General features: G+C 32.8%; 9 protein-coding genes. 4 read left to right on the forward strand and 5 right to left on the reverse strand.

The window, feature by feature from the left end; all coding sequences use genetic code 11:
- Window positions 1–28 precede the first annotated feature (28 nt).
- The 3 genes from AC3Y25_RS07020 (at window position 29) to AC3Y25_RS07030 (ending at window position 2,826) form a co-directional block, all read left to right on the forward strand.
- Window positions 29–1,294: a sensor histidine kinase gene (locus AC3Y25_RS07020; RefSeq protein WP_427874935.1), complete on the forward strand. Its 1,266-nt coding sequence runs from the start codon at window positions 29–31 to the stop codon at window positions 1,292–1,294.
- Window positions 1,291–1,977 carry a response regulator transcription factor gene (locus tag AC3Y25_RS07025; RefSeq protein ID WP_095931045.1) on the forward strand — a complete coding sequence of 229 codons (687 nt, stop codon included), beginning with the start codon at window positions 1,291–1,293 and terminating at the stop codon, window positions 1,975–1,977. Before AC3Y25_RS07020 ends, AC3Y25_RS07025 begins: the two co-directional genes overlap by 4 nt.
- Window positions 1,978–2,061: 84 nt before the next feature.
- A complete protein-coding gene (locus tag AC3Y25_RS07030) occupies window positions 2,062–2,826 on the forward strand; it encodes an MBL fold metallo-hydrolase (protein WP_489902235.1) in 765 nt (254 codons plus the stop codon).
- On the opposite strand, the gene AC3Y25_RS07035 is transcribed toward AC3Y25_RS07030, so the two are convergent.
- On the reverse strand, window positions 2,823–5,027 hold the full coding sequence (locus AC3Y25_RS07035; protein WP_489902236.1) for a B12-binding domain-containing radical SAM protein: 2,205 nt from the start codon (window positions 5,025–5,027) through the stop codon (window positions 2,823–2,825). The two genes, AC3Y25_RS07030 and AC3Y25_RS07035, sit on opposite strands and share 4 nt — an antisense overlap.
- Before the next feature lie 114 nt (window positions 5,028–5,141).
- Here AC3Y25_RS07035 and AC3Y25_RS07040 point away from each other — a divergent pair, with 114 nt between their 5' ends.
- Window positions 5,142–8,531 carry a DUF7948 domain-containing protein gene (locus tag AC3Y25_RS07040; RefSeq protein WP_489902237.1) on the forward strand — a complete coding sequence of 1,130 codons (3,390 nt, stop codon included), beginning with the start codon at window positions 5,142–5,144 and terminating at the stop codon, window positions 8,529–8,531.
- A gap of 71 nt (window positions 8,532–8,602) precedes the next feature.
- Here AC3Y25_RS07040 and AC3Y25_RS07045 read toward each other — a convergent pair whose 3' ends face one another.
- From AC3Y25_RS07045 to AC3Y25_RS07060, 4 genes are all read right to left on the reverse strand, one after another.
- Complete coding sequence (locus tag AC3Y25_RS07045; protein ID WP_489902238.1) at window positions 8,603–9,961, reverse strand: alpha/beta hydrolase family protein; 1,359 nt, start codon at window positions 9,959–9,961, stop codon at window positions 8,603–8,605.
- A 16-nt stretch (window positions 9,962–9,977) separates the two neighbouring features.
- Window positions 9,978–10,640, reverse strand: a complete 663-nt coding sequence (locus AC3Y25_RS07050) for an SdpI family protein (protein ID WP_489902239.1) — start codon at window positions 10,638–10,640, stop codon at window positions 9,978–9,980.
- A 4-nt stretch (window positions 10,641–10,644) separates the two neighbouring features.
- A complete protein-coding gene (locus AC3Y25_RS07055) occupies window positions 10,645–10,899 on the reverse strand; it encodes an autorepressor SdpR family transcription factor (protein ID WP_250837105.1) in 255 nt (84 codons plus the stop codon).
- A gap of 102 nt (window positions 10,900–11,001) precedes the next feature.
- On the reverse strand, window positions 11,002–12,279 hold the full coding sequence (locus AC3Y25_RS07060) for an MFS transporter (RefSeq protein ID WP_489902240.1): 1,278 nt from the start codon (window positions 12,277–12,279) through the stop codon (window positions 11,002–11,004).
- Window positions 12,280–12,351 lie beyond the last annotated feature (72 nt).

Raw genomic sequence — 12,351 nt, forward strand, 5'->3', positions numbered from 1 at the left:
AATATTACACTCTCAAAATTTGTTATTCTTGAAAATTAATAAACTCAACAGCATCATTCTCTTAGGATTGGTAGCCATCATTAGTATTTTGGTTGCACAATTGTTATGGACAAAAGAAGCTTTTACAATTGAACAAAAAAAGCTTAGCCAAAAAGCTCATATTGCTTTGTTGGAAGTAGCTAAAAAATTATACGAAGGAACCAACCACGAACTGCCTTTTCAAAATCCGGTTCAGAAAATTGCCAACGACTATTATATAGTAAATGTCGATAACGAGTTTGAACCTGATATTTTAGAATTCTATCTAAAAACAGAATTCAAAAAAATGAACATCACGACCGATTTCGAATACGCGATGTACAATTGTCAAAGCGACGAAATGATTTATGGTGATTACATTTCACTTTATAAGAAAAAAGCAGAATGCAAAAAGACTGTTTATTTCCCTAAACATAAAAATCTAGTCTATTATTTTGCCGTTCGTTTTCCAAATGAAACTACTTATTTATTTAGTTCGATGCGATTTTGGTTTATACTTTCAACGGCATTGATCCTGATTTTATTGATTTACGTTTATTCGATTTTTAAGCTGTTACAGCATAAAAAATATTCAGAACTGCAGCGTGATTTCATTAATAATATGACGCATGAATTTAAAACACCTCTGGCTTCAATTCTTATCGCTTCTAAATATTTAATTGAACAAAAACCTATTAAAGAAGACAAAAAACTGTATACCTACACCGATATTATTATCAATCAAGGAAATAAATTAAACGGCCATATCGAAAAGATTTTAAACATTGCAAAATCCGATTATGCTCCTTTAGAACTTAAAAAAGAAAGTATTTTAATTGTGCCCATAATTGAAGAGGCAATTGAAAACATCCAATTAAAATATCCTGAAGCTTCTATTAAAATCGAAACTTCTTCAAAAGAATATTTGCTGGAAACCGATATTTTTCATTTTGGCAATTTAGTTTATAATTTACTGGATAACGCAGTGAAATATTGTAATGAAAAACCAGAAATTACGATTAAATTCACAGAAGAAAACAATTGTTTAAAACTAGAATTTATAGATAACGGAATTGGAATTAATCCTAAAAAAATATCTTTTATCTTTGATAAGTTTTATAGAGTTCAAAATGAAAAGAGCAATGAAGTTAACGGATTTGGACTCGGTTTATATTATGTAAAAGAAATCTGCAGTCTGCAAAACTGGAAAATAAAAGCCGAAAACAATAAAGAAAAAGGTGTTACTATAACTTTATCAATTCCTAACAAAAAATGAGAAACTTCAAAATACTATATGCCGAAGACGACGAAACCCTTGCGTTTTTAACCAAAGATAATTTGGAGCAAAATAATTATGAAGTTATTCATTGTTCTGATGGAAAATCTGCGCTTAAAATTTTTGAAGAAGAAGAGTTTGATGTTTGCATTTTTGATATTATGATGCCAAAAATGGATGGTTTTGAGCTGGCTGAAGCAGTTAGAAAAATTGACGTCGATGTTCCAATTATTTTCCTTTCAGCTAAAACTTTAAAAGAAGACCGTATTAAAGGCCTTCGTATCGGTGCAGATGATTATTTGGTAAAACCTTTCAGCATTGAAGAATTACTGCTGAAAATTGAAATTTTCTTGAAACGTTCGCAGAAAAATATTTCTCCTGCAAAAACAATTTATGAAGTAGGAAAATATCATTTTGATACTAAAAATTTCATTCTTTTTAATGATGAAGAAAAGGTTGGTTTAACTCAGCGGGAAGCCGAATTATTAAAACTTTTTCTAGATCATAAAAATTCTGTTTTGAAAAGAGAACAAATTTTAACGTCTCTATGGGGAACCGACGACTATTTTATGGGAAGAAGTTTGGATGTTTTCATTTCGCGTCTTCGTAAAATCCTTGCCAATGAAGAAGGAATTTCGATTGAAAACCTTCATGGAATTGGGTTTAGGTTTTCAATAGGATAAATCACAATTCTGTTAAAAATAAAGAAAAATCTGTAAGTAGTTTCTCGAAAAACTTTGTATTTTTAATATCTAATTTTCTCGGATATGAAATTACATCATTTGCGAAATGCCTCTTTGGTAATTGAAACAGAAAAGCATGTCATTTTAGTTGACCCAATGTTAGGTAAAAGAAAAACAATTCCGCCTTTTACTATTTTCAGATACAAACCGAAACGAAATCCGCTCGTGGCTTTGCCAAAAAACAGTCGTGACATTTTAAGTCGAGTGACGCATTGTTTGATCACTCATTTGCATCCTGATCATATAGACAAAGCTGGTGAAGTTTTTTTAAGAAGAAAAAGCATTCCTGTAATTTGCAGTTCTAAAGATGAAAAAGCTCTTGTGCAAAGAGGTCTTAGTGTAATTCAGACTCTTGAATATTGGGAACCTCAAAAATTTCTGGATGGAAAAATTACCGGAATTCCAGCCATTCACGGTTATGGTTTCATTGCCAAATTAATGGGAAATGTAATGGGATTTCTTATTGAACTGGCAGATCAAAAATCGATTTACATCAGTTCTGATACAATTTTTACAGAACATGTAAATAAAGTTTTAACGCAATTTAAACCCGACATTTCGATTGTTGCCTGTGGTACTGCAAGATTAGATATCGGCCAACCTTTGTTAATGCGAATGGACGATATTTTAAAGTTTGTAACACTTGCTCCTGGAAAAGTCCTTGCCAATCATTTAGAGGCTTTAAATCACTGCCCAACCACAAGATTGCAATTAAGAGCTGCTCTTTCAGATCATGGCCTTTTAAACAAAACTTCTATTCCAAATGACGGAGAATGTATTGAATATTAAAGTACCAATAACCCAAATTCACGCAAAGTGTTTATCGGTTTAGAATACCAGAATAATTCGAAATCTTCTAGCGAAGTTTCAAAATCATTCTTGACTTCTTGAAAAGTATAATTTTTAGAACCTGAAACGCCTATTTTCGATAAAATGGAAACTAGCCACTCTCCTTCTTCTTTACTAGTTTGTATATCGAAACTTTCTTTTTTATCATGAAAGGTTAGCGACATCATTTCCCAACTTCTTCCCTTTTTTGATTTTGCGAAGATTTCTGCAGCAGGTTTTCCTCCAAGCCAAACTACTTTTGCATTTGGTTTCGTATTGAAATCATTTTGTTCTTCTAAAGCATTAAAAATAAAATCAGGGTGAATTTTGGTTTTCGGAATTTTAAAATCGAACCAATCCTGAAGTTCATAATCGAAACAGATTCCGTGCATGAAATTGAAAAGCGATTTCTTTAATCCGAAACTAAATTTATCGTGATTAATTCCTGTTGCATCAGTATACTCAATGTCGTTATTTGCAAAAGTTCCTATTATTTCTGTTTTCTTAGTTACACCAAATTGTTCTGGATACAATCCAACCGGACTATGAGCCGTCAACGCAAATTGATGCCAAAAACCCGATTGTAAAACTCCAGCTTCAAACAATTGGCGAACCATTTCTAGACTATCTACCGTTTCTTGAATGGTTTGTGTAGGATATCCGTACATTAAATACGCATGAACCATAATTCCTGCTTCGGTAAAATTGCGGGTTACTTTTGCGACTTGCTCAACAGTTACTCCTTTGTCTATCAGTTTCAATAATCGATCTGAAGCAACTTCTAAACCGCCAGAAACGGCAATACAACCTGAAGCTTTCAGCAATAGACATAAATCTTTTGAAAAACTTTTTTCAAAACGAATATTAGTCCACCAAGTTACGGCTAGCTTTCTTTTTAGAATTTCAAGCGCCAAAGCACGCATTAAAGCTGGCGGTGCGGCTTCATCAACAAAATGAAATCCGTTCTGACCTGTTTTTTCGATCAATTCTTCTATTCGATCACAAAGCATACTTGCCGCAACGGGTTCATATACCTTGATGTAATCTAAAGAAATATCGCAGAAAGTACATTTTCCCCAATAACAGCCGTGCGCCATGGTGAGTTTATTCCATCTTCCGTCGCTCCACATTCTATGCATCGGATTAACAATTTCGATCACTGAAATATATTTATCCAAAGGCAGATCTGAATAATCTGGTGTTCCTACTTGAGATTGCTTGTAGTCGTGTTTTAAAGAATTGTTTTTATAGACTACTTCTCCGTTTTCTAATAAAAATGTTCTTTTAAAAGAATTCGAATCTGGATTTTCTAAATGAAAAATTAATTCTTCAATTGGAACTTCTCCATCATCTAAAGTGATAAAATCGAAAAATTCGAAAACACGTTTATCAGAAAGCGAACGCAATTCGGTATTAGGAAAGCCTCCTCCCATCGAAATTTTAATTTCAGGATGATTTTCTTTTACCCATTGCGCACATCGAAATGCGCTATATAAATTCCCTGGAAAAGGAACAGAAATTAGAAATAAAGCTGGTCTTACCGCTTCGATTTTAGCTTTTAAAAGTGAAATTAAAATCGAATCGATATAAGTCGGTTCTTGCTGTAAGGCTTCATACAATTCATCAAAAGAATTGGCGCTTCGCCCTAAACGTTCGGCATAGCGGCTGAAACCAAAATTCTCGTCAACACATTCTACAATAAAATCTGAAATATCTTCGAGATATAAAGTTGCCAAGTGTTTTGCTTTGTCTTGTGTTCCCATTGTTCCAAAAGCCCAATCGAGTTCTTCTAGTTGCGCAAAACGAGAAGCTTCTGGCAGAAAATCTTCCTGACAAATCTGTAGAGCCAAAGTTGGATTTTTTCCTTGCAAAAACTGAATTACAGAATCGATCGTTTTGATATATTCGTCTTGAAGAGCAAAAATTCGTCTAGAATTATCAGAGATTTCATTTCCAATAATTTGAAACTTCAAACTTGAAACTTCAAACAAATCAATCAATCCTTTTTTCGAAAACAATTGTAAAATCACATCAATACCCAAATCAGCCTGAACTGATTCTATATTTTTAGTATTCAGAAAACCTTTTATATACGCCGTTGCCGGATACGGGGTATTCAGTTGTGTAAATGGCGGCGTAATTACGAAAAGTTTTGTTTTCAAAAGGGAATTATTTTTTTGCAAAAATACGGGATATTTTGAGACTTTTTAGCGTTTCAATTTTTGATTTGAATTTGTAAACATTTAATTACATTTGTCGCAATCCAAATTACTCTAATGAAACATAGATTACTTTTACTTTTTTTCTTATTAACGCTACAATTGTTTTCACAAAACAAAAATCAATCAATTGGTTTTAAAGAAAATAAAGGTCAAATTATCGATCAGAATGGCAAACCTAATACCGACGTTAAGTATTTACTGAATTCGGGAGGTTTAAATGTTCAGTTAAAGAAAAATGGATTTTCTTATGATATTTATGAAGTAAAAAAGACGCCAATTGTTCGTTCGTCAACAGCAAAACTATTTACCGAAAAAGATAATACAGAAAAAGACGATTTTAATCTAGAATATATTTTTCATAGGGTAGACATTGATTTTGTCAATTCAAATTCTAAAGTTGAATTAATTACGGAACAAAAATCAGCTGATTTTGACAATTATTATAACGTTCCAAATCAACCAGAAGGCGTTCTGGGAGTTCATCAGTATAAACAGATTACCTATAAAAATATCTATCCTAATATTGATGTCGTTTTTACAATTCCCGAAGATCCTAAAAAAGCTGTTGAATACAATTTTGTTATTCATCCAAGGGGAAAAATCTCTGATATTCAATTAAAATTTAACGGTGCCAAAACCGATTTAGTCGATAATAAAATCAAAATGAATGTTCGTTTTGGAAAAATGGAAGAAACAATTCCTGCTAGCTGGATTGAAGAAAAAGGACGAAAAAAAGAAATAATTATTGGATATCAAAAGCTAAAAAAAGATGTTTATGGATTTCGTTCTGCAAATTTCTTAGCGGGTAAAACAGTTGTTATTGATCCTACTCCGGTAAGATTATGGGGAACTTATTATGGTGAAGGCGAATCAAATTACTTTGGAGATATAGACACTGACAGTTTTGGCAATATCTATTTTACGGGCTACACGAGCAGTACATCAGGAATTTATGCTACATCTGGAGCCCATCAGACCACTGCTTTCGATTCTAGAAATATGCAATCTGACGCAATAATTGTAAAATTTGATTCTTCAGGAAAAAGAGTTTGGGGTACTTTTTATGGTGGGGAAGGTTGGGATCGAGCATTTGGTCTAAAGATTGACAAACAAAATAATGTTGTAATTACTGGAAGTACAGATAGTAAAAGAAACATATCTACAACTGGGGCTTATATTCAAACTACAACAAGTAACACTACTTATGCATTTCTTGCAAAATTTAACTCCTCTGGAACGAGATTATGGGCAACATACATGGGTAATTCTGGTACAGATTCTGCCGAAGATGTAGATATTGATAGTAATGATAATATCTATATTGTAGGAAGCACAAACAGTTACATTGGATTTTCTACAAACAATACTTTTCAGCCTTTATTAAATCACTCTGGCATGCCTGGAAATAGTTCGTTCGATGGTTTTTTGACTAAGTTTAACCCTAGTGGCGATCTTGTTTGGAGTACCTATGTAGGCGGGGAAAGCAATGATTATTTACATACTATAAAAGTCGCATCTGACTATCTTATTTTAGGAGGAAAAACTTTTAGTTTAAATTATATTTCTACCCCTGGAACATTTCAAGAAACCAATTATAAAAATGGTGTAAATGGTACGGTTTATAAATTCAGTTTGGATGGAAATAGAATTTGGAGCACTTATTATGGTTCTGGCAATAGAATAAAAGCTGTTGTAAATGATGACGAAAACAATGTTTACATTGGAGGAGATTTATTCGGAAGTGACAATGATGATAATATTGCCTCGCCAGGAAGTTTTGATGACTATAATAGATGGAGTCAAACTGGTTTTTTAGCAAAACTAAATAAAGATGGCCAGCGAATTTGGGGAACCTATCTAGGAACATCATCGGCTGTATATTCATTAATTTTTAAAAACAATCACATTTACATTGGTGGCGAAGGTGGCGATCAATCGATAACTACTCCATGCGCCTATAAAAGAAAAGGATTTGCAGAGGGTTATATCGGAAAATTTACTAAATCTGGTAGTTTAGTTTTTGGAACTTATGTTAATGGATTCGATCAGTATTCTGAAAACAAAATTTGTTTTGAAAATAATAATATTGTTATTGGAGGAACTACAGCCCAAGATGCTGTCTTTGCAGATACACCTGTTGAAAATAACAAAATAACAGATTCGAATTCTTATCAGCAAAATCTTAACGGAAGAAAGAATTTTTATTTAATCAATTTTTCTGAAGAAAAAAGTTGTAACATTGATGTGCATCCGTCAACAAATTCACCTGTATGTCTTGGCGAAACATTATCTTTTAAAGCTGATTCTAATTCTGGATATAATTATTTATGGACTGGACCAAATGGTTTCACAAGTACTCTATCTAATCCAATCATTACAAATCCATCAAGTGTAAATAATGGACAATACCATTTAGTGGTAAGCGATGATTGCAACTGTGAAAAAACATACACTTTTGATGTTGTAATTGGAGATATACAAGCTCCAGTTGCAAACATTCCGGATCTTCCCACTATATCGGGAGATTGTCATACTGAAGTAAAAATATTTCCAACAGCCACAGATAAATGTGCTGGAACAATTACTGCCACAACCGCGGATCCTTTATCTTATTCTATTCCTGGAACTTATACCATAAAATGGGATTATGATGATGGAAACGGAAATGTATCATCTCAAAATCAAACCGTTATTATTACGAATCAACTTCCTGAAGTAAATTCTTCACATACATTTTGCGTACAGCAAAACGCAACTTTAAATGATATTCCAATTATTGGGCAAAATATAAAATGGTTTGATACTTTTTTTTCAGCATCTATTTTGCCAGAAACAACTTTATTGGAAAGTCGTATTTATTATGTTTCGCAAGCACAAAACGATTGCGAAAGTGAAAGATTACCAATTACAGTAAAAATACAAGACACACCGAGTCCGATTGCAAATTCTCCACAGGAATTCTGTATTCAAAAAAATGTAAAAATTAGTGATATCATAATTGATGGCCAAAACGTCAAATGGTATGAAAGTTATTCTTCTACAAGTAGTTTAGCAGAATCAACTGCACTTGAAAACGGAATTACCTATTATGCTTCTCAAACCATAAGTGGTTGTGAAAGCGATAGAATTCCTGTAGCAATAGTCATTCTAGAAGCAAAAAGTAGAGATTGCGTCAATTTGACTGAGGAGCTTCCTTTCCCAAAATTCTTTACTCCAAATGGAGATGGTTATAATGACACGTGGACAATTGATCCTGCTTATTTAGCTCCTAATTCGTCTATTAGAATATTTGATCGGTACGGAAGATTAGTTAAAGAATTGGCATTAAACAATTCTTGGAATGGAACTTATCTTGGAAATCAACTACCTGCATCAGACTATTGGTTTACGGTTATAAAAATGAATGGGACAGAATATAGAGGTCATTTTTCTTTAAAACGATAAAAATAAAATCGCAAAGATTTATACCGAAAAGAACTTCTTTGAACTGTATACATCTTTGCGATTACATAATTTTATTTCGTTTGCATTAAAACCCAACTCGAAATTTCTTCTAAAGCTATTGGCGAAAAAGTTTGTTCAATAGTGGCATATTCAGTTGGAGAACCTGTCTTACATTCTTGAAATAAGTGATTTAAATTTGGTAATTCTTTAATGGTTACTTTCTTATTTCCTGCTTCTGTCAAGGCTTTTTTAATGTTTTCAAGATTAACTTGAGCTGGAACCTGCAAATCTTTACTTCCGTTAAGTGCCAAAACTGGACATTTTACTTTTTCTAAAAAAGGCTTTGGATCAAGTTTTACAAGAGCATAATACCACGGACTTGTAACTTGATCTGTAGTGGTTTTAGCCATATCATCATTCCCTAATTTTAATTTAAAATACGAATTGACTTTGGCTTTCAAATCATCATCATTAACAGTGCTTTGAATAATAAGATCATAAGCACCTTTAAAATTTTCTTTACTCTGCTCTACCACCGCATCTGGAACTCCCATTTGTTTTTCTAGTAATTCTCTTTGCAGTAGTAGCAATTTATCGCCTCGAATTCCTGGTCCTGCAAGTAGAACTATAAATTTAACATCTTTAGAATTTCCAGCTATCATTGGAGCAATTATACCGCCTTCGCTATGTCCGATCAAACCAATCTTATTTTTATCGATTTCTTTTCTCGTTTTCAAATAGTCTACCCCAGCTTGTACATCTTTTGCAAAATCCATAGTAGTTGCTTTTTTAAAATCGCCTGTAGATTGACCAAAACCACGATCATCAAAACGTAAAACAGCTATTCCTTTTTTGGTAAGATAATCTGCTAAAACTAAAAATGGTTTGTGCCCTAGCATTTCTTCATCTCGATTTTGCGCGCCACTTCCAGAAATCAAAATAACTACAGGAAAATTACCTTCTTTTTTAGGCATTGATAACGTCCCTGCTAGAGTCACTTTATCTGTTTTATTTTCAAATTTCACCTCTTCTGTATAATAAGGAAATGGCTGTTTAGATTCCTGAGGTCTTATAATTTCAGCATTCCCTTTTGATAAATTAAGATCTAATGTATGTCCGTTTTGAATCAATTTCCCAACAAAAATATTATCAGCACCTAACCTTCCTTCGTATAAACCACCTATACTTGCAATATCTAATTTCAATACCGAATTTTCAAAAGTAGTAGATGCAACAGGAATTCCTTTTGCATTTTGATCCGGACTATCTACCGTAGAACTATACCCTTTTTCTGTTTTAGTAATATTAAATAGAACTCTTAGCTCATTATTTTGAATTTTTAAAACACCATTCCATTGTCCTGAAATATCTTGTCCTAACGATTTTGAAGAACTAAAAATTATCAATATAAAAAGTATTATTTTTTTCATTTCGATGCTTAATTACTTAAAGGTTGTTTTCTTTTTTTTCTAAACTTTTAAACTTAAAATAAGAATAAATAATAGGAACAAAAGCAATGGTAACGCCAATACCTACAAAAATTTTAGAAAAATTAAATCCCGAAAACAACAAGCCTCCCAAGATAAAAATAAAGCCAGCCGCAAGCCATAATTTTCCTGCAAAGGAATGAGTAGCTTTCCACACCTGCTGATTTTCTAAAGTCCACGGAGTTCGAATGCCGATAAAATAATTAGGCTGAATAACTTTAAAATAGTTTCCAAATACTATTAATAAAACTCCAACCGCGACATACATTAACCCGGGGTGAGAAAAAGATTGGTTTTTGGTGATGTAAACAATAAATGTAGCCAGCAAAGACATAAATAAAACCAAGAAAAACTTAAGCTGATAAAACTTTCTCCCCATTAATGAAATTCTTTTTTTAGGATCAATTTTAGATGCTGCGGTCATTACACCATACATTAAAACAGGAAGCAAAAAAACTAGAAACAGTAAACTAATCTTATCTCCCCAATTGTCAATCTGCCCTTCGTAATTCCAATGTATAGGAACTCTCTGGGGAAGACTATTCCAAACTGTTGCCAAATAAATAAAAGGAATCAAAACAATTCCAATTATAGGGAGTTCTTTTTTTAATTCTAGATTCATATTATTATTGTTTAAAGGTTAGTATCCATTGTAAAACATCTTCCATTATAGTGGTATTGATGGAGTAAATGATGAATTGTCCGTTTTTTTCAGATGTAATTAAATCCGCCCGTTTTAAAATATCCAAATGATGTGAAATACTCGGTTTAGAAATATTAAAAGCGTCTGCAATCTCTCCTGCAGATAGATCCTTCTCCTTTAAAAGATCCAGAATCTCTCTTCTAGTGGCATCATTTAATGCTTTAAAAATATCATTCATTACATTTATATATTTAGACAAATATCTAAATACTTTTCTAACAAACAAAAAAAAGCAGTAATTTTTTACATTACTGCTTTTAAAATATTTTAAATCTATAACCTAAAACTTATGTTCGTCTTTACTAATCACCAAAAATGAAACTAAAGATATAAGTGCCGCAGTTACCAAATAGAAACCTACATAACTCACATCATAGGTTTTAGCCAGCAAAATTGCTATCATTGGTGCAAAGGCAGCGCCTAAAATTCCCGCCATATTAAAAGTCAAAGAGGCTCCAGAATAACGAACATTTGTTGGAAATAATTCAGACAGAAAAGTTCCCAAAGGTCCGTAAGTAAAACCCATTAATGACATTCCGATGCAGGCAAAAATAGTAACCAAAACGATATTTCCAGAGCTTAAAAAGTAAGAAAAGAAAAATCCGAAAACGGCAATAGCCGCAGTTGCGACGATAAGCATTTTGCGGCGACCAATCTTGTCGGCCACAACCGCAGAAACCGGAATAAAAAGCGCAAAAAACAATACTGAGAATAATTGAATCAATAATCCGTCTCTTTTTACAATTCCTAAATCTGAAGTAGCCCAGCTAAGTGTAAATACGGTCATTAAATAGAAAACCAAAAATGTTGTTATTGCCGCGAATGTTCCAAAAATCAACTGATTTTTGTATGATTTTACTAATTCCAGAAAAGGAACTTTTACCTCTTCTTCCTCTTTTTTGGCATTTTCAAACGAAGGCGTTTCTGTAATTTTAGTCCTAATATAAAAACCAACTATCACTAAAAATGCACTGGCAATAAAAGGAATTCTCCAACCATAATTCATAAAATCTTCATTACTCATAGAATCTGTCAATAACAAGAAAGTTCCACCAGAAAGCAATAATCCTATTGGAGCGCCTAATTGTGGAAACATTCCGTACCAAGCACGTTTATTTGGTGGTGCATTTTCTATCGCCAATAAAACAGCGCCTCCCCACTCGCCTCCTAAACCAACACCTTGTCCGAATCGGCAAAGCATTAATAATAACGGAGCGGCTACACCAATACTCGCATAGCTTGGCAAAAATCCTATTGTTACTGTAGAAATTCCCATTGTCAATAAAGCTGCAACAAGAGTAAACTTACGTCCGATCTTATCACCATAATGACCAAAAAATGCCGAACCTAAAGGGCGCGACAAAAAGGCAATAGAGAAAGTGGCTAAAGATTCCAGAGTCGCCATTGTCGAATCTGAACTAGGAAAAAATAATTGAGGAAAGACCAACACTGCTGCATTGGCATAAATATAAAAATCAAAAAATTCAATTGTGGTACCAATAAGGCTTCCAAAAAGAACATGTTTTAGAGAGTTCTTTTTATTCTCGTTAGTTTTCATGTAAAATAGATATAACTTTTTTTTTGATTACAAAAATATAGTTTCATTATTAATAATTCATATTTCAAAGAA

The organism is Flavobacterium sp. LK-23 (assembly GCF_058135255.1).

Coding starts and splice junctions, on each gene's coding strand:
- AC3Y25_RS07025 (WP_095931045.1), top strand. CDS start 1,291: ATGAGAAACTTCAAAATACTATATGCCGAAGACGACGAAACCCTTGCG.
- AC3Y25_RS07030 (WP_489902235.1), top strand. CDS start 2,062: ATGAAATTACATCATTTGCGAAATGCCTCTTTGGTAATTGAAACAGAA.
- AC3Y25_RS07040 (WP_489902237.1), top strand. CDS start 5,142: ATGAAACATAGATTACTTTTACTTTTTTTCTTATTAACGCTACAATTG.
- AC3Y25_RS07045 (WP_489902238.1), bottom strand. CDS start 9,961: ATGAAAAAAATAATACTTTTTATATTGATAATTTTTAGTTCTTCAAAA.
- AC3Y25_RS07050 (WP_489902239.1), bottom strand. CDS start 10,640: ATGAATCTAGAATTAAAAAAAGAACTCCCTATAATTGGAATTGTTTTG.
- AC3Y25_RS07055 (WP_250837105.1), bottom strand. CDS start 10,899: ATGAATGATATTTTTAAAGCATTAAATGATGCCACTAGAAGAGAGATT.
- AC3Y25_RS07060 (WP_489902240.1), bottom strand. CDS start 12,279: ATGAAAACTAACGAGAATAAAAAGAACTCTCTAAAACATGTTCTTTTT.